31 protein-coding genes and 1 tRNA gene are annotated in these 26,055 nt (G+C 64.9%); 21 read left to right on the top strand and 11 right to left on the bottom strand.

Annotated features, from left to right (window positions below; translation table 11 throughout):
• Positions 1-51: 51 nt before the first annotated feature.
• From HWX25_RS07860 to HWX25_RS07880, 5 genes are all read right to left on the bottom strand, one after another.
• Positions 52-1,368 (bottom strand): sulfate adenylyltransferase subunit 1, encoded by a 1,317-nt coding sequence (locus HWX25_RS07860; protein ID WP_175908010.1) that lies wholly within the window; start codon positions 1,366-1,368, stop codon positions 52-54.
• 22 nt (positions 1,369-1,390) lie between these two features.
• Positions 1,391-2,353: a sulfate adenylyltransferase subunit CysD gene (gene cysD / locus HWX25_RS07865; RefSeq protein ID WP_059468264.1), complete on the bottom strand. Its 963-nt coding sequence runs from the start codon at positions 2,351-2,353 to the stop codon at positions 1,391-1,393.
• Between the two features lie 75 nt (positions 2,354-2,428).
• Positions 2,429-3,172, bottom strand: a complete 744-nt coding sequence (locus tag HWX25_RS07870) for a phosphoadenylyl-sulfate reductase (protein ID WP_175908012.1) — start codon at positions 3,170-3,172, stop codon at positions 2,429-2,431.
• The gene (locus HWX25_RS07875) at positions 3,169-3,711 is read right to left on the bottom strand and encodes a DUF934 domain-containing protein (RefSeq protein ID WP_059527659.1); all 543 of its coding nucleotides are present in this window, start codon (positions 3,709-3,711) and stop codon (positions 3,169-3,171) included. Before HWX25_RS07875 ends, HWX25_RS07870 begins: the two co-directional genes overlap by 4 nt.
• 25 nt (positions 3,712-3,736) lie before the next feature.
• Positions 3,737-5,416 carry a nitrite/sulfite reductase gene (locus HWX25_RS07880; protein ID WP_175908014.1) on the bottom strand — a complete coding sequence of 560 codons (1,680 nt, stop codon included), beginning with the start codon at positions 5,414-5,416 and terminating at the stop codon, positions 3,737-3,739.
• A 216-nt stretch (positions 5,417-5,632) separates the two neighbouring features.
• Between HWX25_RS07880 and HWX25_RS07885 the strand changes: the two genes are divergently transcribed.
• From HWX25_RS07885 to HWX25_RS07955, 15 genes are all read left to right on the top strand, one after another.
• On the top strand, positions 5,633-6,574 hold the full coding sequence (locus HWX25_RS07885) for a CysB family HTH-type transcriptional regulator (protein ID WP_009689198.1): 942 nt from the start codon (positions 5,633-5,635) through the stop codon (positions 6,572-6,574).
• 64 nt (positions 6,575-6,638) lie between these two features.
• Positions 6,639-7,796: an ABC transporter substrate-binding protein gene (locus HWX25_RS07890; protein WP_175908016.1), complete on the top strand. Its 1,158-nt coding sequence runs from the start codon at positions 6,639-6,641 to the stop codon at positions 7,794-7,796.
• A gap of 95 nt (positions 7,797-7,891) precedes the next feature.
• Positions 7,892-7,976: transfer RNA gene (locus HWX25_RS07895), tRNA-Leu, on the top strand.
• Between the two features lie 172 nt (positions 7,977-8,148).
• Positions 8,149-9,372, top strand: a complete 1,224-nt coding sequence (locus HWX25_RS07900) for an integrase arm-type DNA-binding domain-containing protein (protein WP_175908018.1) — start codon at positions 8,149-8,151, stop codon at positions 9,370-9,372.
• 468 nt (positions 9,373-9,840) lie between these two features.
• On the top strand, positions 9,841-10,047 hold the full coding sequence (locus HWX25_RS07905) for an AlpA family phage regulatory protein (protein ID WP_175908020.1): 207 nt from the start codon (positions 9,841-9,843) through the stop codon (positions 10,045-10,047).
• A gap of 1 nt (position 10,048) precedes the next feature.
• Positions 10,049-10,381 carry a transcriptional coactivator p15/PC4 family protein gene (locus tag HWX25_RS07910; RefSeq protein ID WP_244138744.1) on the top strand — a complete coding sequence of 111 codons (333 nt, stop codon included), beginning with the start codon at positions 10,049-10,051 and terminating at the stop codon, positions 10,379-10,381.
• Between the two features lie 144 nt (positions 10,382-10,525).
• Entirely contained in the window at positions 10,526-10,801 is a 276-nt protein-coding gene (locus tag HWX25_RS07915) for an XRE family transcriptional regulator (RefSeq protein ID WP_175908022.1), read from the top strand.
• A 14-nt stretch (positions 10,802-10,815) separates the two neighbouring features.
• Positions 10,816-10,974 (top strand): hypothetical protein, encoded by a 159-nt coding sequence (locus HWX25_RS07920; protein WP_175908024.1) that lies wholly within the window; start codon positions 10,816-10,818, stop codon positions 10,972-10,974.
• Positions 10,967-11,224 carry a hypothetical protein gene (locus HWX25_RS07925; protein ID WP_175908026.1) on the top strand — a complete coding sequence of 86 codons (258 nt, stop codon included), beginning with the start codon at positions 10,967-10,969 and terminating at the stop codon, positions 11,222-11,224. The genes HWX25_RS07920 and HWX25_RS07925 overlap by 8 nt, the downstream gene beginning before the upstream one ends.
• Complete coding sequence (locus HWX25_RS07930; protein ID WP_175908028.1) at positions 11,221-13,434, top strand: AAA family ATPase; 2,214 nt, start codon at positions 11,221-11,223, stop codon at positions 13,432-13,434. The genes HWX25_RS07925 and HWX25_RS07930 overlap by 4 nt, the downstream gene beginning before the upstream one ends.
• Entirely contained in the window at positions 13,431-13,862 is a 432-nt protein-coding gene (locus tag HWX25_RS07935) for a hypothetical protein (protein WP_052141560.1), read from the top strand. The genes HWX25_RS07930 and HWX25_RS07935 overlap by 4 nt, the downstream gene beginning before the upstream one ends.
• Positions 13,849-14,106, top strand: coding sequence for a hypothetical protein (locus HWX25_RS07940; RefSeq protein ID WP_038724891.1), 258 nt, complete (start codon positions 13,849-13,851; stop codon positions 14,104-14,106). The genes HWX25_RS07935 and HWX25_RS07940 overlap by 14 nt, the downstream gene beginning before the upstream one ends.
• 93 nt (positions 14,107-14,199) lie before the next feature.
• On the top strand, positions 14,200-15,492 hold the full coding sequence (locus tag HWX25_RS07945) for a phage major capsid protein (RefSeq protein WP_175908030.1): 1,293 nt from the start codon (positions 14,200-14,202) through the stop codon (positions 15,490-15,492).
• 275 nt (positions 15,493-15,767) lie between these two features.
• Positions 15,768-15,980 carry a hypothetical protein gene (locus tag HWX25_RS33285; protein WP_060277932.1) on the top strand — a complete coding sequence of 71 codons (213 nt, stop codon included), beginning with the start codon at positions 15,768-15,770 and terminating at the stop codon, positions 15,978-15,980.
• The gene (locus HWX25_RS07955) at positions 15,977-16,168 is read left to right on the top strand and encodes a hypothetical protein (RefSeq protein WP_175908032.1); all 192 of its coding nucleotides are present in this window, start codon (positions 15,977-15,979) and stop codon (positions 16,166-16,168) included. Before HWX25_RS33285 ends, HWX25_RS07955 begins: the two co-directional genes overlap by 4 nt.
• Positions 16,169-16,248: 80 nt before the next feature.
• Here the strand turns inward: HWX25_RS07955 and HWX25_RS07960 are convergent, their stop codons facing one another.
• Positions 16,249-16,608: a hypothetical protein gene (locus HWX25_RS07960; protein WP_060354516.1), complete on the bottom strand. Its 360-nt coding sequence runs from the start codon at positions 16,606-16,608 to the stop codon at positions 16,249-16,251.
• A gap of 226 nt (positions 16,609-16,834) precedes the next feature.
• On the opposite strand from HWX25_RS07960, the gene HWX25_RS07965 reads away from it, so the two are divergent.
• Together HWX25_RS07965 and HWX25_RS07970 are read left to right on the top strand one after the other, a co-directional pair.
• Positions 16,835-17,365: a YfbU family protein gene (locus HWX25_RS07965; RefSeq protein ID WP_175908033.1), complete on the top strand. Its 531-nt coding sequence runs from the start codon at positions 16,835-16,837 to the stop codon at positions 17,363-17,365.
• 276 nt (positions 17,366-17,641) lie between these two features.
• Positions 17,642-17,812, top strand: coding sequence for a hypothetical protein (locus tag HWX25_RS07970; RefSeq protein WP_175908034.1), 171 nt, complete (start codon positions 17,642-17,644; stop codon positions 17,810-17,812).
• 40 nt (positions 17,813-17,852) lie between these two features.
• On the opposite strand, the gene HWX25_RS07975 is transcribed toward HWX25_RS07970, so the two are convergent.
• A complete protein-coding gene (locus HWX25_RS07975; protein ID WP_175908035.1) occupies positions 17,853-18,743 on the bottom strand; it encodes an alpha/beta hydrolase in 891 nt (296 codons plus the stop codon).
• Positions 18,744-18,847: 104 nt separating this feature from the next.
• On the opposite strand from HWX25_RS07975, the gene HWX25_RS07980 reads away from it, so the two are divergent.
• Complete coding sequence (locus tag HWX25_RS07980; RefSeq protein ID WP_175908037.1) at positions 18,848-19,744, top strand: LysR family transcriptional regulator; 897 nt, start codon at positions 18,848-18,850, stop codon at positions 19,742-19,744.
• An 81-nt stretch (positions 19,745-19,825) separates the two neighbouring features.
• Here HWX25_RS07980 and HWX25_RS07985 read toward each other — a convergent pair whose 3' ends face one another.
• The 3 genes from HWX25_RS07985 to HWX25_RS07995 form a co-directional block, all read right to left on the bottom strand.
• Complete coding sequence (locus HWX25_RS07985) at positions 19,826-20,755, bottom strand: LysR family transcriptional regulator (RefSeq protein ID WP_175908039.1); 930 nt, start codon at positions 20,753-20,755, stop codon at positions 19,826-19,828.
• Between the two features lie 180 nt (positions 20,756-20,935).
• A complete protein-coding gene (locus tag HWX25_RS07990; RefSeq protein WP_175908041.1) occupies positions 20,936-21,709 on the bottom strand; it encodes an SDR family oxidoreductase in 774 nt (257 codons plus the stop codon).
• A gap of 199 nt (positions 21,710-21,908) precedes the next feature.
• Positions 21,909-22,409 carry a DinB family protein gene (locus HWX25_RS07995; RefSeq protein WP_175908043.1) on the bottom strand — a complete coding sequence of 167 codons (501 nt, stop codon included), beginning with the start codon at positions 22,407-22,409 and terminating at the stop codon, positions 21,909-21,911.
• Between the two features lie 218 nt (positions 22,410-22,627).
• Here HWX25_RS07995 and HWX25_RS08000 point away from each other — a divergent pair, with 218 nt between their 5' ends.
• A complete protein-coding gene (locus HWX25_RS08000) occupies positions 22,628-23,344 on the top strand; it encodes a 16S rRNA pseudouridine(516) synthase (RefSeq protein WP_175908045.1) in 717 nt (238 codons plus the stop codon).
• A gap of 105 nt (positions 23,345-23,449) precedes the next feature.
• Positions 23,450-23,638, top strand: coding sequence for a hypothetical protein (locus tag HWX25_RS08005; protein ID WP_175908047.1), 189 nt, complete (start codon positions 23,450-23,452; stop codon positions 23,636-23,638).
• On the opposite strand, the gene HWX25_RS08010 is transcribed toward HWX25_RS08005, so the two are convergent.
• On the bottom strand, positions 23,621-24,658 hold the full coding sequence (locus tag HWX25_RS08010; protein ID WP_175908049.1) for an NAD-dependent epimerase/dehydratase family protein: 1,038 nt from the start codon (positions 24,656-24,658) through the stop codon (positions 23,621-23,623). The two genes, HWX25_RS08005 and HWX25_RS08010, sit on opposite strands and share 18 nt — an antisense overlap.
• Before the next feature lie 105 nt (positions 24,659-24,763).
• Here HWX25_RS08010 and HWX25_RS08015 point away from each other — a divergent pair, with 105 nt between their 5' ends.
• Positions 24,764-25,795, top strand: coding sequence for a CDP-6-deoxy-delta-3,4-glucoseen reductase (locus tag HWX25_RS08015; RefSeq protein WP_059527685.1), 1,032 nt, complete (start codon positions 24,764-24,766; stop codon positions 25,793-25,795).
• The last annotated feature ends 260 nt before the right edge of the window (positions 25,796-26,055 follow it).

Here is a 26,055-nt window from a genome sequence, read left to right on the forward strand (position 1 = left end):
CGTGAACGGCGACCGGCGCGCGCCGCCCGCACGGGCGGCGCTAAACGCCGGTTACGCCGAGAACGCCCGGATCATGCCGGCGGCGACCGTATGATGCGTCGCCTCGTCGATCAGCACGAACGCGCCCGTGCCCGGATGCGCGTCGTACGTGTCGCAGACGATCGGCTTCTGCAGCGTCAGCGCCACGCGGCCGATGTCGTTCATCTTCAGTTCCTGGCGGTCGGTCGCGTGCGACAACGTATGCACATCGAGCACTTCCTTGACCGCACCGATCTTCGCGAACACCGTGCTCGTGGTCTGCTTCAGCAGGTATTTGCGCTGCGGCGACAGCGGCGTCTCGTCGAACCAGCACAGGTCCGCCTCGAGCTTCTTCGCCGGCGCGACCGTCTCGGCGGTCGTAACGAACATGTCGCCGCGCGACACGTCGACGTCCTGTTCGAGGCGAATCGTCACCGTCTGGCCCGCGAATGCGTGCGCAACCGACGCGGTGCCGCCCGGCACCGGCGCGACGATCTCGGCGATCGTCGCGGTGCGGTTCGACGGCAGCACGACGATTTCGTCGCCGACCTTCACCTCGCCCGATTCGATCCGGCCCATGTAGCCGCGGAAATCGTCGGCCGAGCTGCCGTCCTGGCGTGCGACCCACTGCACCGGGAAGCGCAGCGCGTCATGCGCTTGCGTCTCGACCGGCAGCGATTCGAGCACGTCGAGCAGCGGCTCACCCGCGTACCACGGCATGCGCTCGCTCGCACCGACGATGTTGTCGCCCTTCAGCGCCGACACCGGCACGAAACGCACGTCCTTCAGGCCGAGCTGCTTCGCGAGCGCGACGTACGCATCGCGGATCTCGTTGAAGCGTGCTTCGCTGTACTCGACGAGGTCCATCTTGTTGATCGCGACGATTACGTGCTGCAGCGCGAGCAGCTTCACGATCGCGCTGTGGCGCTTCGTTTGCGGCAGCAGTTCCGCGACGCCGTTCTCGACCGTCACGCGCGTTGCATCGACCAGGATGATCGCCGCATGCGCGGTCGATGCGCCCGTCACCATGTTGCGCGTGTACTGCTCGTGGCCCGGCGTGTCGGCGATGATGAACTTGCGCTTCGCGGTCGCGAAGTAGCGGTATGCAACGTCGATCGTGATGCCCTGCTCGCGCTCGGCTTCGAGCCCGTCCGTCAGCAGCGCGAGGTCGATCTCGTCGCCGACCGTGCGCTTGTTCTTCGCGCGCGACAGCGCGGACAGCTGGTCGGACAGCACGGCCTTGCTGTCGTACAGCAGGCGGCCGATCAGCGTGCTCTTGCCGTCGTCGACGCTGCCCGCGGTGATGAAGCGCAACACGCCGAGGTCTTCGGTGTTCTCGATGATGCTCATGATGTGAATGTCCTCGTGTGCTTCAGAAATAACCTTGCTTCTTGCGCTGTTCCATCGCGGCTTCGGATGCCTGATCGTCCATCCGGGTCGCGCCGCGTTCGGTGATCTCGGTCACCGCCGTCTCGGCGATGATCTTCTCGACGTCGTCCGCGTCGCTCTCGACCGGGCACGTGCAGCTGATGTCGCCGACCGTGCGGAAGCGCACCTGCGCGAGTTCGCTCGTCTCGCCGTCACGCATCGGCGTGAGCGGCGTGACTGGCACGAGCAAACCGTTGCGGCGCACGATCTCGCGCTGGTGCGCGTAGTAGATCGACGGCAGTTCGAGATTTTCGCGCGCGATGTACTGCCACACGTCGAGCTCGGTCCAGTTCGAGATCGGGAACACGCGCAGGTGCTCGCCCTTGTGCAGGCGCGCGTTGTACAGGCTCCACAGTTCCGGGCGCTGCGCCTTCGGATCCCACTGGCCGAATTCGTCGCGGAACGAGAAGATCCGCTCCTTCGCGCGCGCCTTCTCTTCGTCGCGGCGCGCGCCGCCGATCAGCGCCGTGTAGCCGTGCTGTTCGATCGTCTCGAGCAGCGTGACGGCCTGCGCGGCGTTGCGCGAATCGGTTTCGCGGCGCAGCACGACCGTGCCGCGCTTGATCGAATCCTCGACGTGGCCGACCACCAGTTCGGCGCCGAGCTCTTGCGCACGGCGGTCGCGGAAGTCGATCACTTCCTCGTAGTTGTGGCCCGTATCGATGTGCACGAGCGGGAACGGCAGCGTCGTCTTGCGGTTCGCGCCGAGGCCGAATGCCTTCAGCGCGAGGTGCAGCACGACGACCGAGTCCTTGCCGCCCGAGAACAACAGCGCCGGCTTGCTGCATTCGGCAACGAGTTCGCGCAGGATGTGGATCGACTCGGCTTCGAGCCAGTCGAGGTGGCCCATGCGGTCGTCGGCGCCGGTGGGCGGGGCAAAGGCGGATTGCTCGAGCGTCGTGCTCATGATTTCAGTCCTTCTCTTCTGGGTTCGTGCCGCCCGCTGTCGCGGGCGGCGCAATATTCGGTTTCTTGTCGGCTTTCAGTGCGCGGCGCCGGCTTCGGCGTTCGCGGGAATCGGCGTGATCGTGATGTGCAGCCCGCATTCCTTCGTGTCGCGCGACTCCCACCACCAGCGGCCCGCCCGGCTGTCCTCGCCGGGGCGGATCGCGCGCGTACACGGCTCGCAGCCGATGCTCGGGTAGCCGCGCGCATGCAGCGGGTTGACCGGCACGTCGAACGCCTTCAGGTACGCCCACACGTCCGCTTCCGTCCAGTCGGCGAGCGGGTTGTACTTCGCGATCCCGCGCGCTTCGTCCTGTTCTTCCTCATGCAGTTCCGCACGCGTGACCGACTGCTCCCGGCGCTGGCCAGTGACCCACGCGCCGACCTCGGCCAGCGCGCGGTTCAGCGGCTCGACCTTGCGGATGTGGCAGCACGACTTGCGCAGCTCGACGCTTTCGTAGAATGCGTTCAGGCCGTGCTCGGCGACGTACTGGTCGACCGCGTCCTGGCGCGGGTGAAACTGCTCGATCTCGTAGCCGTAGCGCTCGCGCACGCGGTCGATCATGCCCAGCGTTTCCGCGTGCAGGCGGCCGGTGTTCAGCGAGAAGATGCCGATCGACACGCCCTTCGACAGGATCGCGTGCGTGAGCAGCATGTCTTCCGCGGCGAGGCTGCTCGCGAACTTCACCTTCTCGTGGCGCGCGCCGATCTGCGCGAGCAGCGCGTCGAGGCGCTCGACCTTCGCGGCGAGTTCCGGCGTCAGTGCGGTCGCGGTGCTCATGCGCTCACCTTGGCGTCGGCCGCGGCATCGCGGCGGCGGAACAGCGGCGCCGGCTCGTCGAACGCGCCCTGGTAACGCTGCGTGAATTCGCCGAACGCGTTCAGCGCGTCGCGGATGTCCTTGTCGGCACGCACCGCGAACGCGTCGAAGCCGCAACGCGACATGTACAGCAGCTGGTCGCGCAGCACGTCGCCGATCGCGCGCAGCTCGCCGGTCCAGCCGTGGCGCTCGCGCAGCAGGCGCGCGATGCTGTAGCCGCGGCCGTCCGCGAAGCGCGGGAAATCGACGGCGATCAGCGAGATCGCACCGAAGTCGGCCACGAGATCGGCCGGCTCGCTGTCCGGCGCGAGCCACACGCCGAGTTCGTCTTTCGTCTTTGCTGCGACGAGCGCCGCGCGCTCGGCCTGCCACAGGGCGAACGGCACCAGCACCTTGCCGGCCGGCAACGCGTCGACCGCGGGCAGCGCACCGTCTTCCGCCGCGCGCACGACCTGCCATGCGTCGTCGATCACTGCGCGGTTCTTGATAATCGAAGCCATCTGCAAATTCCTTCTACCCGGTTGGTTACGCGTTCACTGCCTGGCGCGCCGCATACACGCGCTCCTTGAACGGTGCGATGCCGATGCGGTCGTACGTGTCGATGAAGCGCTCGCCGTCGACGCGCGTCTCGACGAACGTGTCGATCAGCTTCGCGATCACGTCCGGCACTTCCTCCGCGGAGAACGACGGCCCGATCACGCGACCGAGGCGCGCGCCGTTGCGGCCCGTGCCCTGCTCGCCGCCGAGCGACACCTGGTACCACTCGGCGCCGTCCTTGTCGACGCCGAGGATGCCGATGTTGCCCACGTGATGATGACCGCACGAGTTCATGCAACCGGAAATGTTCAGCGACAGATCGCCGAGGTCGTACACGTAGTCCAGATCGTCGAAACGCTGCTGGATCGCCAGCGCGATCGGGATCGACTTCGCGTTCGCCAACGAGCAGAAGTCGCCGCCCGGGCACGCGATGATGTCGGTCAGCAGGCCGACGTTCGGCGTCGCGAAACCGGCCGCCTTCGCCTTTTCCCACACCGCGAACAGGTCGCGCTTCTTCACGTTCGCGAGAATCAGGTTCTGCTCGTGCGACACGCGCAGTTCGCCGAGCGAGTACGCGTCGGCCCAGTCGGCCACCAGGTCCATCTGCGCGTCGGTCGCGTCGCCCGGGGCCACGCGGTGATCCTTCAGCGACAGCGTGACGGCGGCATAGCCCGGCACCTTGTGCGGCGCGACGTTGCGCTCGACCCAGCGCGCGAACGCCTTGTTCTCGAGCAGGTGCTGTTCGAACGACGCGTCGGTGTCGGCGAGCTTCTCGTAGACGGGCGGCAAGAAGTACTGCGACACGCGGTCGACTTCCGCCTGCGTGAGCGTCGACGGGCCGTCCTTCAGGTGCTGCCACTCTTCCTCGACCTGCTGCGCGAACTTCGCGGGCGACAGCGCCTTCACGAGGATCTTGATACGCGCCTTGTACAGGTTGTCACGGCGACCGTAGCGGTTGTACACGCGCAGCACGGCTTCGCAGTAGGTCAGCAGGTGCTGCCACGGCAGGTCTTCCTTGATCACCGCGCCGACGATCGGCGTGCGGCCGAGACCGCCGCCCGCGAGGATGCTCGCGACCACTTCGCCCTGCGCGTTCTTCTTCAGGTACACGCCGAGGTCGTGGATCTGCACGGCCGCGCGGTCGTGCTTCGAGCCGGACACCGCGATCTTGAACTTGCGCGGCAGCCATGCGAATTCGGGATGGAACGTCGACCACTGGCGCAGGATTTCCGACCACGGACGCGGATCGATCTCCTCGTCCTGAGCAACGCCGGCGAACTGGTCGGCCGTGATGTTGCGGATGCAGTTGCCCGACGTCTGGATCGCGTGCATCTGCACCGACGCGAGCTTCGCGAGGATTTCGGGCGTTTCCTCGAGCTGGACCCAGTTGAACTGGATGTTCGAGCGCGTCGAGAAGTGGCCGTAGCCGCGGTCGTGTTCGCGGGCGATGCGCGCCAGCATGCGGAGCTGCTCGCTGCGCAGGTTGCCGTACGGAATCGCGATGCGGTGCATGTACGCGTGGCGCTGCATGTACAGGCCATTCTGCAGGCGCAGCGGACGGAACTCGTCTTCGCTCAACTCGCCCGACAGGCGGCGGCGCACCTGATCGCGGTACTGCGCGACTCGCTCGTCGACGATCGTCTGGTCGTACTGGTCGTACTGATACATTCGGGGACCCCAGGGTTTTCGTGGTGACCGCGCGACGTCCTAGCCACGTCGCGCCCGAATCTCCGTTCCGCCGCCACCGCCGGCCTTCCGCGGCCCGGCTGGATTGCTAATGACGAAAACAGATATCCATATTTGAAAAACTCCGGTGAATCGTAATAAACTCGCCTTATATTTCAAACGACTAAAAAATTCTGTTGATATGCGGAAGGGTTATAAATGAACCTGCACCAATTTCGCTTCGTGCGCGAAGCCGTCCGGCAGAATTTCAACCTCACCGAGGCCGCCAAGGCGCTCTACACGTCGCAACCGGGGGTGTCGAAGGCGATCATCGAGCTCGAGGACGAGCTCGGCGTGGAGATCTTCACGCGGCACGGCAAGCGCGTGCGCTCGCTCACCGAGCCGGGCAGGATCATCCTCGCGTCGGTCGAGCGGATCCTGCAGGAAGTTGAAAGCCTGAAAAGGGTCGGAAAAGACTATGCGGCGCAAGATCAGGGCAACCTGACGATCGCCGCCACCCACACGCAGGCCCGCTATTCGCTGCCGGCCGCGATCGCCGAATTCAAGAAGCGCTTCCCGAAGGTGCACCTGTCGATCCTGCAAGGCAGCCCGACGCAGGTCGCCGAGATGGTGATCCACGACCAGGCCGATCTCGCGATCGCGACCGAGGCGATCGCCGACTACAAGGAACTCGTGTCGCTGCCCTGCTTCCAGTGGCATCACGCGGCCGTGGTCCCGGCCGACCACCCGCTGCTCGAACGCAAGCCGGTCACGCTGGACGATCTCGCGCAATACCCGCTGATCACATACGACGACGCGTTCGCCGGCCGCAAGAAGATCAACCATGCGTTCGCGCTGCGCGGGCTGTCGCCGGACATCGTGCTGGAGGCGATCGACGCCGACGTGATCAAGACCTACGTCGAGCTCGGTCTCGGCGTCGGGATCATGGCCGACATCGCGTTCAACCCGGAGCGCGACCGCAACCTGCGGCTGATTCCGGTCGGCCACCTGTTCGGCAGCAACGTGACGCGCGTCGCGCTCAAGCAAGGTGCCTACCTGCGCAGCTATGTGTATACGCTCGTGGAGCTGCTGTCGCCGACGCTGAACCGCAAGCTGATCGAACAGGCGCTCAAGGGCGAATCCGAATCGTACGAGCTTTGAAGGACAGGTATAAACACAGGGGCGCACATTGCGCCCCTTTTTATCGCCCGACGGAGATTCCCGCATGACGCTTCCCGCCCTGTTGCGCCGCGCCGCCGGCGCCGCCCTCGTGCTCGCCTGCGCGGCCGCGCATGCCGATCTGAAGGTCGGCGTCGACCTGTCGTCGACCGGCCCGGCCGCCGCGATCGGCATCACCAGCAAGAACGCGATGCTGATGTGGCCGAAGACGATCGCCGGGCAGCCGCTGCAGGTGACGGTGCTCGACGACGCGTCCGACCCGGGCGCCGCCGTGCGCAACATCCGCAAGCTGGTCGACGAGGATCACGTCGACGTCGTGGTCGGGCCGAACATCACGCCGGCCGCGCTCGCGGCGCTCGACGCGGTGGCGGCCGCGCAGACGCCGATGATCACGCTGGTCGGCTCCGGCGCGATCGTCGAGCCGCAGGAAGGCGCGCGAACCTGGGCATTCAAGATGGCGCAGAGCGACAGCGCGATGGCCGACGTGATGACACGCTACATGGCCAACCACGGCGTGAAGACGGTCGGCTTCATCGGCTTCGCGGACAGCTACGGCGACAGCTGGCTGAATGAATTCACACGCTTCGCGGAAGTCCGCAAGATCCGCGTGATCGCGACGGAGCGCTTCAATCGCACCGACGCCAGCGTCACCGGCCAGGCGCTGAAGCTGATCGCGGCGAAGCCGGACGCGATCCTGATCGCGGGCTCGGGCACGCCGGCCGTGCTGCCGCAGCGCACGCTGATCGAGCGCGGCTACAAGGGCGCGATCTACCAGACGCACGGGATCGCGACGCCCGAATTCATCAAGCTCGGCGGCAAGGACGTCGACGGGACGCTGTTCCCGACCCAGCCGGTCGTCGTCGCGCGCACGCTGCCCGCCGACCATCCGGCCCGCAAGGCCGCGCTCGCGTTCGTCGATGCGTACGAAGCGAAATACGGCGCCGGCACCGTCACGCAGTTCGCGGGCGACGCGGCGGGTGTGTATCCGCGCCTCGCCGACGCGGTCGGCCGCGCGCTCAAGGCCGCGCAGCCCGGCACGCCGGCCTTCCGCGCGGCGCTGCGGCGCGAGCTCGAGCGTGCGCACGAGCTCGTCGTGCCGAACGGCGTCGTCAACACCAGCGACAAGGATCACGTGGGGCTCGATCAACGCGCGAGCGTGATGGGGATCGTGAAGCACGGCCAGTTCGTCTATCTGAGCCAGTAACGCAAGGACGATCGCCGGACAGCTTGCCCGGTGCCCCGTTTTCCGCCATAATCCGCGTTTCGCCGCGCACAATCGCATGCGCGGCCAGGATCAAAGCCCAGGTGGTGAAATTGGTAGACGCAGGGGACTCAAAATCCCCCGCCGCAAGGCGTGCCGGTTCGATTCCGGCCCTGGGCACCAGTTGCTAGTCCGACGTAGTTCGGCAAAGTCCACAAACCCGCGACAGCGCAAGGCTTCGCGGGTTTTTTCATTCCGGCGTAGTCTGGCGTGGTCCATGGACATCCGGGGGCAAGTGGGGGCAATATTGGGGGCAACCAGCCCAACAATGCCTTACCCGTCAGGAGTTGCCCCCGTGCCACTAACCGATACAGCCATACGGAACGCCAAGCCCGCCGACAAGCCCGTGCGCCTGTTCGACGGAGGCGGCCTCTATCTTGAAATCGCCCCGAGCGGGGGCAAGTGGTGGCGGCTCAAATACCGGTTTGGGGGCAAGGAAAAGCGCTACTCGCTCGGCGTCTACCCTGACGTTCCATTGGCGACCGCACGGAAGAAGCGCGACGAAGCCCGTGAAAGGCTCGCTGCCGGCATCGATCCGGGCGAAGCGAAGAAAGCCGAAAAAAGGGCCAGCCTGCTCGCGGCCGCCCATTCGTTTGAGGTTGTCGCCCGTGGCTGGATGGACGAGCGCAAGACGACTGTTGAGCCAGCGCAGCATGACAAGACGCTCGCCCGCATGGAAAACGATGTATTTCCGTGGCTCGGCAAGCGCCCTATCGCTGAAATCGACGCCCCGGAAATTCTTACCGTCTTGAAGCGCGTCGACGGGCGCGGCGCGCGTTTTACCGCCCACCGCATCCGCAGCGAGATAAGCCGCGTGTTCCGCTACGGCATCAAAGAGGGGCACTGCAAGGCTGATCCGGCCCGCGATCTGGTAGACGCAATCCCGCCCGCACAGACAACACACTTTGCCTCGATCACTGAGCCTGAGAAAGTGGGTGAGATGCTTCGGGCGTTCGACGGCTTCACGGGCACCTTCCCGGTTCTCTGCGCGCTCAAGCTGGCCCCGATGCTGTTCGTGAGGCCTGGTGAGTTGCGAAAGGCAGAATGGTCACAATTCGACCTCGACAAGGGCGAGTGGCGCTATTTCGTCAACAAAACGAAAACGGATCATCTTGTGCCGCTGGCTACGCAAGCGGTTGCGATTTTGCGCGAACTTCACGCGCTGACTGGCGGAGGCGTCTACGTGTTCCCCGGGGCTCGCGACCGAAATCGGCCGATGAGCGAGGCCGCAATCAATGCAGCCCTTCGTCGGCTTGGTTACGACACTCGCACCGAGATTACCGGCCACGGCTTCCGTGCGATGGCCCGGACGATCCTGCATGAGGAGTTGGAGGAAAAGCCCGAGGTGATCGAGCATCAACTAGCGCATACCGTGCCCGACGCCCTTGGGCGGGCGTACAACCGAACGAAATTCATCAAGGCACGCCGTTCGATGATGCAGCAATGGGCGGACTACCTCGACCAACTGAAGGCCGGCACCAACACCACAGCACTCCCCGCGCCCATCAAAAATAAGTAGATTCTGTCTTGTTTGTTAAAATTTCAATCACTTCTTCCGACATAGGACCATAAGTCAGCATATTTCACTGAAATATACGAAAAATAGAAATTATGTTGCCGGAAATCACTTAATAGTCGGATCGGACGATGGATGGCCCGCGATCGTCCGCGGCAGACTCCGCAGACCATTTAGACAAGCCGGACTACGACGGATGAAGTCGGACCTTGGCTTTCTAGAGGGAAGGTGCCGAGGGAAGCGTTGGAGCGCGACCCTTGGCGATTGGCTGTGTGAGAACTGCCGGTTCCCGGAGGGAACAGCGAGCCCGCCACTGGAAATGGTGAACTCGCTGCACGCATCTTAGGGCTGACGCCCTAAGCGGTAAATGATGATGTTGTTCTATTACTAAAAATCATCGACTTACATGCGATCATAGGGCTGTACATTCGTACAGCATCACCCCGGAGGCCGGCCATTTTGGAATAGAGAATGGCTAACAGGGTCCTGAGAATCATTGACGTCATCGAGGCGGTTGGCGTCAAGAAGTCGACCATCTACCAGTGGGTTAAAGACGGGAAATTCCCCGTGCCGCTTCGACTCGGCACGCGCTCGGTCGGCTGGCGACAGTCGGACGTTGAATCGTGGCTGTCGGCGTGCGAGCAAGACCGGTCGGCCTCCAATGCGGAGGCCGCATAAGATGAATGGCACAAAAAAAATGGCCAGCGCGAACGCCAGCCAAGTAAGCAACCTCATCAAGTGCGGCGATGTTAACACCGGCTCTAGTATTGGTTGCGCACATCGCGGAACTTGCTTTCTCGATCTGCGCCGCTCCGACACCGAACGTCTGCGTGTCACGGTCGGGGAATATCGCGGCCGGACGCTGATCGACCTCCGCCTCTGGTTCGTCGTGGATGGCGGCGCGTGGAAGCCCGGCCGTGCTGGCGTATCGCTGCGCCCGGAACAGGCTGGCGAGGTGATGCAGGCGTTGCGGCTCGCTGCGCTGGCCGCCGATCCGAAGGGGGCGAACTGATGCACGCACGCTACAATCTCACATTGACGACTAGCCCCAATAGAGCTACATTTTCATCCCTAGGGAAACGCAGTTGCGAGTCCCGTTTATCCCGTAAGGACGAAACCATGAAGCTCACGTTACCCGCGTGCCGCGCGGCTACCCATGCCCATCAAATACACACCTCCTTCGCCGGACGACCTTTCGGCACTCAAGAACTCGCTGGGGAAGACCGGCAAGCAAATGGCCGAACTGGCTTGGCTAGCTGGGGACCAGCACTGGCGGAAGTACACCAATCCGAATCCCGACACCCGGCGGCAGATGAGCGCGCAAATGCTCTTCACGATGGCTGCCCTGCTGGAATTGGACGAAGCAACGGTGAATCGCATCCTTGCTCGCATGCGCTCAATCGGCGCAACGATCGAACTCGACAAGCCGTAACCCGCGCGGGCCTCGTGCCCGCACGTCTCCCGGAAAACGTCCCTACGCTCGTCAATCGTGCGCTCAGCGACGCTGCGCTTGCACCCACCTATATCGACGCCCTCGACGTGCTGGCGGACGCCTTGCTCGCGCTCGCCGCGCTGGCCCGTCCGCTGGAGGTGCGCCATGCGTAACTCGACTCACGACGCAATTTCCACCAAGGCCGGCCAGCTCAAGGCGATGTTGGACGTGATCGCCATAGCGAACGAATACGCCTGCGACGAGCTGGACTCAATCACTAGAAGTAATTTCTCGTGGGTGATGGTTGACCTCGTGGAAGGCATTCAAGCCGCGCTCGATGCCGACGTGGAAGTTGAAGCCCGCTGCAACGGCGAATGTCGGCGTATTCAAGGTGCTGAGTTCTCCTCACGAGGTGCTGTATGACTGTACAGACCGAAGAGGACCGCATCCGCGCCGCGTTGAGTCACGTCCCGGCGGATTCCCGCGATACGTGGGTACAGATGGGCATGGCAGTAAAGGCCGAGCTTGGCGAAGCAGGCTTCGACCTCTGGGACGCATGGTCGGGCGGCGCGGACAGCTACAGCGAGCGTGACTCCGCGACCGTCTGGCGATCGTTCAAGGCTGGCGGCATTACTATCGCGACTCTGTTCAAAGAGGCAATCAGTCACGGCTACCGCGAAAGCGAGCCATTGAAGTCGATCGACGCCGACGAAATCGCGCGACGCAAGAGCCAGCGCGAGCACGAAGCGCGGGCGGCCGCTGCGCGTCACGAACGCACGCAGGCAGAGGCAGCAGAGAAGGCCATCGACCTGTGGGAGAAAGCTGGCGCGGTCCGTGCCGACCATCCCTATGTGCGCGCCAAGAACATCAAGCCATACGGTGCGAAGCAACTGCGTGAACAGCTTGTCCTGAAGGTGCAAGATATTGGCGGCGCGCACCATTCGGCGCAGTACATCCAGCCGGACGGCTCCAAGGCGTTCCAGACCGGTGGACGTATCAGCGGTTGCTTTGTCGCCGTGACTGGCGGCGCGAAGCCCGGTAACGACACTCCCCTGCTCGTGTGCGAGGGATTCGCAACTGCCTGCTCGTTGCACGAGGCTACCGGCTATCCGGTAGCGGCTGCGATGAACGCAGGGAACTTGATGGCCGTGGCGAAGGCATGGCGGGCAAAGTATCCGCGCCTGCGTATCGTGATCTGCGCGGATGACGACACGGCGACCGCTGGCAATCCGGGTATGGCGAAGGCAAGGGAGGCGGCGCGCGTCATCGACGCACAGATAGCTGTTCCCGACTTCGGCACCGACCGCCCGGAGACAACAACGGACTTCAACGACCTGCACGCGCTCAGCGGATTGGAGGCGGTGCGGGCATGCGTGGATGCCGCTACCGCGCCCGGCTGCGTCGGCATTCCCGGCGCGTCGACCAAAGCGCGCCAATCCGTCGTGCTTACGTCGTTCGCGAACATCAAGCCCGAAGCCATTCGCTGGCTTTGGCCGGACTGGCTCCCGGAAGGGAAGTTGACGCTTCTCGCAGGCTCGCCGGGAACCGGTAAGACCACGCTCGCACTCGCCCTGTCTGCCGCCGTCTCGCGCGGCGGTAAGTGGCCGGATGGAACGATCTGCCAAACCCCCGGCAACGTGCTGATCTGGTCAGGCGAAGACGACGCCAGCGATACGCTCGCACCGCGACTGCTGTATGCCGGCGCGGATATGAGCCGGGTTTATCAGGTCGGCGGCCGCGTCGACGAAAGCGGCGAAATCATGCCGTTCGATCCGGCCCACGACATTCCTCTGCTGGCCGAGCGACTGGCAGAAATCGGCGGCGCGAGCCTGCTGATTCTCGATCCGATTGTTGCTGCGGTTTCCGGGGACGCGCATCGCGTTAATGATGTACGCCGAAATCTGCAATCGCTTGTCGACATGGCGAGCGCGTACCGATGCGCGGTGCTTGGTATCAGCCACTTTGCTAAGGGCACCAAGGGCAGTTCGCCCGCCGAGCGTGTCATCGGGTCGCAAGCATTCGTTGCTCTGGCTCGTATGGTGCTTGTCGCAGGCAAAGACGAGACAGCCGAGCGCCGTATCCTCGCGCGTGCGAAATCCAACATCGCACCGGACGAAGGCGGCGTTTCCTACACGCTTGAGCAAGGCGAGATCGAAGGCATCCCAAGCAGCCGCGTTGTATGGGGTGAACTGATCGACGGATCGGCTCGCGACATTCTTGGTGACGTTGAGCGGGATGACGAGGAACGAACTGGCCTAGATGACGCGTGCGAGTTTCTAGCCGGCCTGCTGTCGGATGGGCCGGTTCGAACGAAGGTACTGAAAGCCGACGCAGACGGAGCCGGGTACCACTGGAAGATGATGCAGCGAGCCGGGTCGAAACTCGGCGTTGAGAAACGCAAGATCGGAATGAAGGAAGGATGGGAGTGGGCGCTTGCGAAGGAGACAGCCCCCGAAGAAGACACGAAGAATCCCACTCTCTGTACCGTGTCCCCTTCGGGAATTCATGTCCCCTTCGGCTCTGGCAAGGGTTTGCGGGCGGTAGATTTTGGCGATTTTCCCGAAGGGGACATTGCCAAGGGAGTGTCGCCTTCGGGGGATTCTTCGAATTCTGACATCGGGGGTGACGTATGACGCCCCTCGAAATCTGGATCGAGTGCCGGCGCAGCGGGATCAAGCTGATTGTCGACGGCGACCGGTTTACGTGGCGCGGGCCGAAGGATGCTGCTGATCGACTGTTGCCCGCCATGCGTGCGAATCGGATCGCGTTGCGCGAGTGCGCGCGTGAACTGAACGGCCTGCCGCTGGAAGATGGCCCGTTCCTCCCCTGGGGCCCGTATATGACGCCCGAACTGGTCAGGCAATGGCAGCGCGAGCTATACGACGCCGTTACGGAACTGGCACGGCTAGAACGCTGGCCGCATCGCGACTATGACCACGTGGTGTCGTGTATCGAGCGGCAGCCGCTATCGACGCTGCGCCCCGACCTAACCCATTTCACTGAACGGCTCGCGGCGGCGCGGGCCAGCATCAAAACGGAGAAGAAGAATGAACAGCACTGACAAGGCGGTTGGCGACTACCAAGGGGCCGTGAAGCGCCTGTTTCAAGCCGCATTCGATCAATTGCGCGTCGAGGACCCGGAATACTACGCCTCATGCTCGCTCGTGCTGGCGTCCGGCGGCATGGTCGAGCTTCGCAGTTGTGCAATGGCTGGCGGCGTGTTGGAGACGGCTATCAGCGTCGTGGATGCGGCGGGCGAGAAGTCGGAAGTGTGCAGGATTGAGACGGGAGCGACCACACACTGAGGACTACGTAAAATATTAGCACTTTGACAAACAGGACCATTTGTGCATGGGCCTGCTTGTCAAGCAAATCAAATTCACTGTACGAGGAATCACATGCAATCGACTCAAGTTCAACGCAGCATCAAAACTGTTCACGCGGCACTGGCTGGCATCAACCCGCGCGGCATCCGGTCGGTGCGCGCCGAAGTGTCGCCGGGTGAAGTCAAAGCAATGCTCGATACGATTGGCCCCGCTTTCGCTTCGTTCAGGGAAAGTGTCAAGGCCGACATTGAAGAACTGCGCGGCGGCATGGACAAGATGGCGATCAAGATGGCAGGACGCGAAATGATCGGCGGCGCGGGTGATTCCGCTGCACAACAGGAGCAACAACCGGTTCACGCATCGACCGGCTACCGTGGCTCGCAGATCGGCGCGTTCTATCGCAATCGCGCTCAAGCGTCGGCGGCGGGCGCGTTCAATCCACGGGCCAATTTCGGTATCGCTGACTTCATTCGCGGCGCTGCTGGTATGGCGGGCACGAGCGATGGCGTGCGCGCGGCCCTGTCCGAAGGCGTGGGTAAGGACGGCGGCTATGCAGTGCCGGACGTTGTGATGCCTAGGATTCTGGATGCGATGGTAAGCAGTTCGGCGCTGCTCGCGGCGGGCGCAAGCATTCTCCCGCTGGATGCCGCCAAGAGCGTGAGCATTGCCGCCGTGGACGAGTTGCCGGAACCGGCATGGCGTAACGAGAATGACCCGGTTGCAATCGGTGGCCCGGCGTTCCGCGCAGTGACGGCCACGCCGCGCAGCATCGCAATCGCGGTGCCGATCAGTCGCGAGTTGCTGGCCGATGCCGTTGATATGAACCGCGCCGTGACGCTCGCTCTCGCAATGGCGTTCGCGAAGGCATTCGACCGCGCCGCGCTCGTGGGCTCCGGCAAGGTTCCCGAGCCGCTGGGCCTGTACGGCATGGATAGCGTGAAGAAAATCCAGCAGATCGGCGCGAAGTTCAGCTATGCCGACATGCTGGCCGCGTATCAAGCGCAAACGGAGGCCGACGCGCCCGCGCCTACGTCCATCATCATGGCCCCGCGCACGTTGGTCGGCCTCGCCGGTCTGGTGGATTCGACCGGCCAACCGCTCAACGCTCCGGCGCTGCTGGATGGCGTGGCGCGCCGCACGAGCGTTGGCATTCCGACCAACTTGGGCGATGGCGCGAACAAGTCATTGGCGTTTATCGGCAATTTCAACACGGTGCAATTCGTGCTGCGCGAAAACTTCAACGTTCGCCTGTTGCAAGAAACGGCAAGCTCGAACGGTCAACTCGTGTTCCTGTGCCATGCACGTTTCGACGTGGTTGCGCAGTACCCGGACGCGATCACCGTGATTGAGGGCGTTACGAGCTAAGGCGCACCGGCGGCGCGCTGGCCGCCGGTGATGCACCCGCGCGGCGGCGCGGATTCAAACGGGGCCGGGGGGTGTCAAAACTTCCGGCCCCTTTTTCGTCTAGACCGACCGCTCCCGCATGCGCAGAAAATTTCCCCCTTTTTATAGGAATTCAGCAAATGGCAGGTGTCAAAGGCCGCTCCGGCGGGCCGCGAGCCAATAGCGGCGGGGCTCGGCCAGGCGCGGGGCGACCCAAAAAAGTTCAGCCGCCCCCTACTCCGCTAGAGGGGCGTGACATGCTCCAGCTACTCCAAGATATCGCGCTCGGCCGCGTAGAAGCTACAGCGCTTCAGGTGCGCGCAGCAATCGCGGCGGTGCAGTACACACACGCAAAGAAGGGCGAGCAGGGCAAGAAGGAACAGCAGGCCGACGCGGCGAAGGTAGCAGCGTCGAAGTTCGGCGCACCGCCGCCGCCAAAGCTGGCGGCGGCGGGAGGTAAGCGCGTATGACGCCGAAGCGACCGACCGCCTGCAACGCATGGCAGGAAATCCCGAAGACCGACGACCCGCGCGAGTTTCTGGCGTTGGTAATGGCCCACCCCGGCATTGCAATGGAGGATCGCATCGAGGCCGCGAAAGCCCTGATGCCCTACTATCACGAGCCACTGTCCAGCGAAGACGACAGGCACGAACTCTGACCGCACATACTGTCGACGCGCACCATATTCACTCACACGAAGAGCCTGCCGGAGCGATCCAAGCGGGCTCTTTTACTTTGTTAGTGCGTCGCTTTGGTGATGGATCTCACTTTCGGCAGGTATGTCACCACCGTATGCGATTGATCGTCCCCATTTTGAACAACCGTCGTAACGTTGTTGCCGGAGCCGCTGAGCTTTCCGCCGCTCAAATCCAGCGATACCTCGAAGCTCCCACCGTCAGCGTATTGACCGCGGACAATCCGCGTACTCCCCTCAACGGTGAGCGAGAGCGCGGTAACTTCAAGAAGGTTGACGCGGATATCAGTAACCGGAAGTGCAGGATCAAAGTTTACCGGCTTGTCCGAGCTGATAGTAGTCGTGCCGTCTTTGTCGACGGATACCTGCTTTTCACCATCGCCCCGAAACGTATATTCACCCATTTACCACCTCTATAGATTGGATCGGTAAGCATTACGTAAACCGGCCCATTCGGCAAGCATGGCGCCGTGGCAACGGAGCCGGTATGAGGTCAGCTAAACCCTCCCCCTTCGTACGGAGCATGCGCTCACGTCACAAAAGCCCGAGCCATCCATTCGGGTGACACCTCTTCAACACACGTGTAACGAGCAAACTCTATAATTTGCCATCCACCAACGAAGGTAGACCATGAAAATGACGAATGCTGAAAAACTGATGACCTTTATGCTCGCTGAGATTCTGGAGGGCCTCAAAACCAAGGGCGAAATTGATCCCAAGTTCGTGAAGGAAGCAATTTTCCACGATCATCTTTGGGGTTTGGAGTGGAAGTACCAAGGTATTTTTGGCGATTCCGTTGAACCAACGCCGGAGCCGGTCAAATTTGTTATAGATGTGTTGGACATGTGGTCGTTTATCGAACGCGGGTACAAGGGGTTGTCCGCTGGCGATAAGGCGCGCGTCGATGCGGAAGTTCCGTACGGCATTAGCAGCTTTGAAGGCTTCGACGGAAATAACGAGACCGAATATATGTCGATCGCCCGTTTTTTCGTGGAAGAACTGGACCGCTTCACCGAGTTCAAGGGCAGAGAATTCAATTCGCACATGCCTAGCATCGCTCGCTATCGTGCAATGTTGGCAGTCTTCGAACCGATTCGCAAAAATCTCCGAGAACCGCGTCATTTGAACGCCGACGAACTTATCAAGATCGGGAAGCGTTGACGCAAAACGATATGGGGGCAACTATGGGGGCAACTCTATAGCGCCCCCCCGAGCGACTCCCTTACACAACGGGCCTTACATAGAATTATTTCATTCCGGCCCTGGCACCAGTATTTCGCAGCGTCATGCGCTGCACCCTGTCGAAACCCGCGCAAGCTCGCCGCTTCGCGGGTTTTTTGTTTTTGCCGCGCGTTTTTCCCGCGCGCATCGCACACCGCAACGCGCACCCTCCGCCGGCGGTCCAAGCATCAGGACACGCAAGCACGGAGGCCGCTCATGTCCACGCGCGTCTTCTTTTCGAGCCGGTTTGGCCGCGGCATGCTCGTCGCGCTGCTGTCGATCATGCTGGGCGGATGCGATCTGCTCCGCGAGCCGCCCGTGCCCGACTGGCCTGGGCCGCATGCACCCTACCCGTTCCCGGACAACATTCCGCACCGCACCGAGTGACCGGCACGACCGACCTCGCCCCAAGGCGCGCGCCGCGCGTTCAGCCCTGCTCGCAGAACCGCAGGATCGCGTCCGCGACGGCCGCCGGCGCCTCGCGCTGCGGAAAGTGCCCGACGCCATCGAGCACGGTGCGCTCATAGCGGCCGGTGAAGAATCGCTCGCGCCCGGCCGAAGTCTCCGGCCCGTTGCAGGTATCCGCGCCGCCGTGCAGCACCAGCGTCGGCACCGACAGCACGGGCGCGGGCGTCAGTTGCGCTTCGTCTTCCGCATAGGCGGCCCCGCCGTCGACGAATCCCCAGCGATAACGGTACGAATGCAGCACCACGTCGATCCAGTCCGGCCCGTCGAAGGCAGTCGCCGCCGCGTCGAAGTCGCGCGCGTCGTACCAGCCAGCCGGCGACCACGTGTCCCACATCAGGCGCGCGAACGCACGGCGATCGTCGCGCAGCGCCTGCTCGCCGCGCGGTGTCGCCATGAACCAGTGGTACCAGTAGTTGCGCGCCTGCGGCAGCGACAGCGGCTGGGCCGGGTCGTTCGTGCCGTACCCCACCGACAGCATCACCAGATGCGAGGCCGCGCCGTCGCGCAATCCGCACGCGTTCGCAACCGCGCGGGCACCCCAGTCGTGCCCGACCAGGACCGGCCGTTCGATGCCGAGCACGTCGATGAATTCGAGCAGGTCGCGGGCAAGCGCCGCGAGCTGGCCGCTGCGCGGCGTCGCGGGATCGCGAAAGCGGGTCGGCGCGAAGCCGCGCAGCGCGGGTGCGAGCACGCGGTAGCCGTGCGCGGCCAGCGTTTCGGCCACGGCTTCCCAGCCGACCGGGCTGTCCGGCCAGCCATGCAGCAGCACGGCCACGCGTTCGCCGCGCGGATTCCATTCGAGATAGGCAAGTTCGAGCGACGCGGTCGTCGCATATCGATAAGCGGTCATGTGCACTCCAGTGAGTAAGCCTGAACAGCCCATGGTAGACCCGCCTTTCATCACGATTCGCGGCGTATCATCATTCATTCTTCGAATATTGCGTTGAATTACCCATGGAACCGCTGACCGATCCCGCGTCGACCGCGCTCGACATCGCGCTGTTGCGCACCTTCCTCGAAGTCGTCGACAGCCGCGGCTTCGCCCCGGCCGCGGAACGCCTGGCACTGACGCCGTCCGCGGTCAGCGGCCACATCAAGCGGCTCGAGCAGGCGGCCGGCACGGTGCTGCTCGCGCGCACCACGCGCCGCATCGCGCTCACGCCGGCCGGCGATACGCTGTACGCGTACGCGCGCAACATCGTCGACATGGAGCGCGAAGTGCGCGCCCGGCTGCGCGGCGCGTCGGCGTATGGCCGGCTGCGCGTGGGCGCGTCGGAAGACTTCGCGGGAACGTGGCTGCCGCAGGTGTTGCGCACGTTCCGCGACAGCCATCCGCGCACGTCGATCGAACTGAAGGTCGGCATCACCGCGGCGCTGCTGCGCGAGCAGACGCTGGGCCGGCTCGACGTCGTGTTCGGCAAGCAATGCCGGCAGGTCGACGCGCCGGGCGAACTGCTGTGGGAAGAGCCGCTGGTATGGGCGTTCGCGTCGGATACGCCGCTCGAGGCCGAAAGCGACGTGCCGCTCGCGCTGTTTCCGGAGCCATGCGTGTACCGGGAAGCTGCGGTATCCGCGCTCGCGGCCGCACTGAGGCGCTTTCGCGTGCAGTTCGAAAGCGCGAGCATGGCCGGCTGCGTGTCGGCCGCGCTCGCCGGCTTCGCGGTCACGGCGCTCGCGCGCAGCCAATTGCGCGACGGCCTGCGCGCATGCGGGCCGCGCGATGGCCTGCCGACGTTGCCGGCCGCACGCTTTTACGCGTTCGCCTCGAAGCCCGGCGGTGCCGGCGCCGCGCTGATCGACGCGGTGCGGGCCACCGGGCGCACGCGGCAGTTCTCGGCACACGCCGACTGAATGCGCGCGCCGGCCGCGATACAAGTCGCAGGCCGCCGCCCCCTTGGTCGCGGCCGGCGCGGGCGGGCGCGGCGCCCTTTTTCAGTCGCCGGTCGCTGCCGCGCCCGTGTCGTTCAGCGCATCCGCCATCAACTCCGCGAACCATTCGACGAACGCATTGAGCCGCCTCGACCGATGCCGGCGATGCGGATAGACGGCCGATACGTCCATCGGCGCGGCCCGATGGCCGGGCATCACCTCGACCAGCGCCCCGCTGTCGAGCAGATGCACGACGTCGAAGCGCGGAATCTGGATCAGCCCCATCCCGGCGATGCAGCTCGCGATATAGGTCTCGGCGTTGTTGACGATCACGCGGCTCGGCAGCGCCAGTGTGCGGTGCTCGCCGTCCGCGCAGTATTCCCAGCCGAGCTCGCGGCCGGTCGTCGGCGACGCATAGCCGATCGCCCAGTGCCCGTGCGCGAGCGCATCGGGGTGCTCGGGCACGCCGCATTCGCGCAGGTAGTCGGGGCTCGCGCAGTTGATCAGCGCGAACTGGCCGAGGGGCCGTACCACGAGGCTGCTGTCCGCGAGCCGCCCGACCCGGATCGCGCAGTCGACGCCCTCCTGCACGAGATCGATCGAGCGGTCCGTCGAGCCGAGCGACAGTTGCAGCTTCGGGTAGCGGCGAAACAGCGACGGCAGCGCGGGCGCGATCACGCGGCGCGCGATCCGGCTCGGCGCATCGACGTTCAGCCGCCCGATCACGTCGCGATCGCGGCGCCGGAACAGCCGGTCGAGCTCGTCGGCTTCCGCGAGCAGGCGCCGGCCACGCTCCAGCAGCAGCGCGCCGTCGGCCGTCAGCTGCACCTGCCGCGTCGTACGGTGCAACAGGCGCGTGCCGAGCGCGGTCTCGAGTTGCTGGACGGCGGCCGACACCGTCGCGCGCGGCACGTCGAGCGCATGCGCGGCCTTGATGAAGCTGCCCATCTCGGCAACCTGAAGGAAGATCCTGACCTGGTCCAGCTTGTCCATCGGCGGGCGGAAAACGTGGGTTCGGACGACCGTCACCGGCAAGCGCCGCGCGTCGCGGCCGATCCCGGCGGCACAGAAGAAACGGGCGCGCGGTCTTGTGCCCGCGCGCCCGTCCATTGTCCATGCAAACGGTCCATTGCGGGTCGCCCGCGCGCACGCGACGACCGCCGGCACGGCCCGTTACTTGGTCGTATAGCCGCCGTTGATCAGGATCGTCTGACCGGTGATCCACCAGCCGTCGGTCACGAGATGGCGGATGAACGGCACGACGTCCTCGATGTCGGTGAGGCCCGTCTTGCTGAACGGCGACAGCGCGGCCGCCGTCTTGTGATACGCGACCGCGTCGGCGCCTTCGGCCGGATAGAAGAATGGCGTGTCCATCGGGCCCGGCCCGACCGCCGTCACCGAGATGCCGCGCGCGCCGTATTCCTTCGACGCCGCGCGCGTGAAGTGCTCGACGGGCGCCTTCGATCCTTCATAGGCCGCATAAAACGGCGTGAACGCACCGAGCAGCGACGTCACGAGCGTGACGAGCTTGCCGTGATCCTCGAGGTGCCGCCCCGCTTCCTTGATGAAGAAGAACGCGGACTTGCTGTTCACCGCGAACATCTCGTCGTATTCGGCCTCGGAGATTTCGGTGAACGGCTTCTTCAGCACCTTGCCGACGGTGTTGATCGCGATGTCGATCTTGCCGAAGCGCTGCTTCGCGTCGCCGAACAGCTTCTCGACCGCGGCGGCCGTCGTCAGATCGGCCTGGAACGTCGCGGCTTGCGCGCCGGCCGCGCGCACGGCGGCGGCCGTTTCTTCGGCCTGCGCCTGCGATGCCGCGCTGTTGTAGTGAATCGCCACCGCCTTCGCGCCGTGGCCGGCCAGATCCCAGGCGATCAGGCCGCCGAGATTCTTGGCGCCGCCTGCGATCAGGACGACCTTGTCTGCGAGCGTGTGAGTAGCCACGGTTGACTCCTTTTTGCGTTGGGTGAAGCTAGGAGTGTAGGCACGCGCGACGCGCCGGTCAGCCGGGCATGGCTGGATGAATTATCCAGAAAAGCGATCCAATCAGGCATCCGGAACGGTGGGCTACCCCACCGACGCGGGCGGCGAAATCTGCTTGGCCTTGGCGCGACACGTCGCACGGCCTCCTCGCACGCGTGAATCAGCGTGCGTAAAGCGCCGCGTCGATCTTGCCGAGCAGCCACTGCATCCCGGCCAGATGCTGCTGGTCGTGGCTGCACAGATAATGAACGAGGCCGCGCACGGTCAGCACGCCATAGCCGTCGAATTCGCCGGTGCGTGCAAGCTGCCCGGGCGTCAGGCGCGACACGACGTCGAGCGTCTCGCGCCGCGCGTCGCGGATCGCCGCGAGCACGTCGGACGCGTTCGCGGCGTCGTAGCGGCGCTCGATCGCGAGCGCGTCGCCGTCGACCGACACGAGCAGCGGATGATCCTCATCGAGCATCCGCCTCAACCGCACGTGGTAGCCGTCGATCTCGAAGTCGCGCACGTGGCAGAGTTGCCCGAGCGGCGAGAAGTGCTCGCTCGGGATGCCGTTCCAGTCGTCCGGGGTCCAGCGTGCATAGCCGTCCGGCACGGCGGCGAAATGGGCTTCGAGCTGGCGGGGAAAATCGGCGAGTGCATCGAGCGTCGTCGGATTCATGCGGCAAACTCCGTGTCGGGTGAAGACGGCAACAGCCCTGGCACGGACCCGCCGCCGCGGTGGCACTGCTTCACGCTGGAGCCATACGTACCTTGCGTGCGATGTCCACTTTCCATGAAGAAGGAACGTGCCCCGCGTCGCGCCCAGCGCTCCGCAGCTTACCAGCGCGGGCGAGTTCGTGCCGGCGCCGGCGCGCCGCTTGATAGAATGCGCGCGCTATGGATCTCGAAAGCATTCTCTACACGCAGGGCTTCGGCTCGCGCCGCCAGTGCCGCGGCCTGATCGAAACGGGCCGCGTCACCGTCGCGGGCGCGAGCGCGACCGACCCCGACGCGTCGTTCGACACCGACGGCCTCGTGTTCACGGTCGACGACATCGCCTGGCCGTTCCACGCCCGCGCATATCTCGCGCTCAACAAGCCGGCCGGCTACGAATGTTCGCGCGACCCGCAACACCACGCGAGCGTGTTCAGCCTGCTGCCCGCGCCGCTCGTCGCACGCGGCGTGCAGTGCGTCGGCCGCCTCGACCAGGACACGACCGGCCTGCTGCTGCTGTCCGACGACGGCCAGTTCGTGCATGCGTACACGTCTCCGAAGCGCAAGGTGCCGAAGACCTACGTCGCGACCGTGCGCCACCCGCTCGACGATGCCCAACTGGACGCGCTGCGCGCCGGCGTGCAGCTCCACGACGAGCCGAAGCCGATCGCGGCGGTCGCCGCCGACGCGCGCGACACGCACGCGCTCGCGCTGACCGTCCTTGAAGGCAAATATCATCAGGTGAAACGCATGGTCGCCGCGGCCAGCAACCGCGTCGAGGCGCTGCACCGCGAAAGCATCGGCGGTTTCACGTTGCCGGACGACCTGGCGCCGGGCGCATGGCGCTGGCTCGGGGAAGACGACCTTTCAGCCCTGCGCAATTCCGTCAAAACCCTGTAAGGGAAAATCCGCACGATCGTTCGGTGCCCGGCCGCGTCGCGGCCGCACGATCCCCCGCTATACTGAAATCACAAGCTGTACGAGCAGCAATGCAGGGGAGACATCATGAACATCAACCATTCTTTCGAACTGTCGTACGTGACGATCGCCTTCGCGGTCGTGGGCGCCATCGCGATCGGCGGGCTGCTGGCCGCGATGCACATGAAGCACAAATATCATCCGAACCTGATCGGCGCGCTGATCGGCGCGCTGCTGTGCTTCCTGCTGATCGAGGCGTTACCGGCGCTCACCTGACGCGCCGCGCGGCGCGAGCGTTTGAAGGAATTCGTCTACGGTCGGATAGCGCAACGTCACGCACAATTCGGCCTTGAGCCGCGCATTCGACAGGCGCCGCGACTCGCGCATGAACGACAGAAGCGTCGGTTCGAGCCGATGCTCGGCGTCCGCGCGACTGATCCGCGGCGGCAGCGGCAGGCCGAACACCTGCGCGACCCGGTCGAAATACTCCCCCATCCGCAGTTCGCTGTCGTCCGACGCGTGCACGGCGCGCGCCGGCTTGCCGCGCACGGCCGCCCGCCGCAGGATCGCCGCGAGATCGTCCGCGTGGATATGGTTCGTGTAGACGTCGTCGGCCGCGTCGAGCGCCGGCGTGCCGCGCTCGAGCCGCGCGAGCGGCAGCCGGTTCGCCGCGTAGATGCCGGGAATGCGCACGATGCGCGCGGACAGCACGCCGCGCACCGTCGCCGCGCGCAACTGACGCTCGGCCGACACGCGCCGGAACGCGCGCGGATTCGCGGGGCGCAGCGGCTGCGTCTCGTCGATTCGCGCCCCGCCGCAATCGCCGTATACGCCCGTCGTGCTGGCGTAGACGAGCGTCGGCGCGCGAAGGGCGTCGGGTACAATACGCGCTGCCCGCGCCGGCACGCCGGCCTGCCGGGTCGCGGCACGCAGCGTGCGGAGCCGGCCGACCGACGATACCGGCGGTGCGGATGGCCGCCGTGCAGGCACGGACAATGCGGCGATCAGCGCGCGGGTGCGGCGATCGTCGCGGCCGTCGGATTGCGGCGGCGCGAGATGCAGGATCGTGCGGGCGAGCCCCGCGATACGTCCGAGCGTCGCGCGGCGATCGAGGTCGCCGACGATCGGCGTCGCGCCTGCCGCGCGCAATTCGTCGCAGCGGCCCGGATGGCTCGTCAGCGCGACGATGCGCAGGTTGCGGCGCGCGGCGCGCCATTGCGCGACGCAACGCAGGCCGACGTCGCCGCAGCCGACGATCAGTGCGCGCGGCCGGCGCAGGATTCGAGTCGCGATCATGATGGTTGCGAATTCAGTAGCCACCGTTGCGCGGCGCGCAACGGGTTTGCATTGTAGCTGCCGTGCCGACATGCACGGTCCCCACATTTTGTTCTATTTGGTTCTATGGCATTCAACGTTACTCTCAAGCAAAGCGGCCGGCAGTTCCAGGTCGAGTCGGACGAAACCGTGCTGGCGGCGGCGCTGCGCCAGAACGTCCATCTGCCGTACGGATGCAAGAACGGCGCGTGCGGCTCCTGCAAGGGCCAGATCGTGTCGGGCCAGATCGAACAGGGCCCGCACGCCGCGTCGGCACTGTCCAACGACGAACGCACGCGCGGCCTCGCGCTGCTCTGCTGTTCGAAGGCGCAATGCGACCTCGAGATCGACGTGCGTGAAATCGCCGGCGTCGACGGCGTGCAGGTGAAGAAGCTGCCGTGCCGGATCGCCGCGCTCGAGCGCCGCGCCGACGACGTGATGGTCGTGAAGCTGCAGTTGCCCGCCAACGAGCGCCTGCAATACCTCGCGGGCCAGTACGTCGAGTTCATCCTGAAGGACGGCTCGCGCCGCAGCTACTCGATGGCGAATGCGCCGCACGAGGAAGGCCCGATCGAGCTGCACATCCGCCACATGCCGGGCGGCAAGTTCACCGACCATGTGTTCGGCGCGATGAAGGAGCGCGACATCCTGCGCTTCGAAGGCCCGCTCGGCACGTTCTTCCTGCGCGAGGATTCCGACAAGCCGATCGTGCTGCTCGCATCGGGCACCGGGTTCGCGCCGATCAAGGCGATCATCGAGCACGTCAGGCATTCCGGCATCACGCGCCCGATGACGCTCTATTGGGGCGCACGCCGCAAGAAGGACATCTACCTCGGCGAGCTCGCCGAGCAATGGGCGCGCGAGATCCCGAACTTCAAGTACGTGCCGGTGCTGTCCGAGCCGGACGACGCCGACCAGTGGACGGGCCGCACCGGCTTCGTCCACCGCGCGGTAATCGAGGACCTGCCCGATCTGTCGGGCCACCAGGTGTACGCGTGCGGCGCGCCGGTGATGGTCGAATCCGCGCAGCGCGACTTCACGCAGCACCACGCGCTGCCGGCCGACGAGTTCTACGCGGACTCGTTCACGAGCGCCGCCGATCTCGCGCACCCGGTCTGAGCACCGGGCGCGCCCGCGTCCCCGCTGCGCGCCGCCGTGTCACATCCGTGGCATCGCGGCGGTTTACAGTGGGGCGCGGGATGCCTTATGCTTGCGCACATGAACCGCTTCCTGTCCGCTCTCCGACGTCGCCGCTCGCCGCTCCGCCCGGATGCCGCCGGCTCGTCACGGACTCGCGCGTAACCCTCCCTCCGCTTCACCGGTTACGCACAAGCTGTTCGACCTACCAGCCACGGCCTTCCGTGGCTTTTTTATTGCCC

This window comes from Burkholderia sp. BCC1640 (genome assembly GCF_902833125.1).
Classification (GTDB): domain Bacteria; phylum Pseudomonadota; class Gammaproteobacteria; order Burkholderiales; family Burkholderiaceae; genus Burkholderia; species Burkholderia diffusa.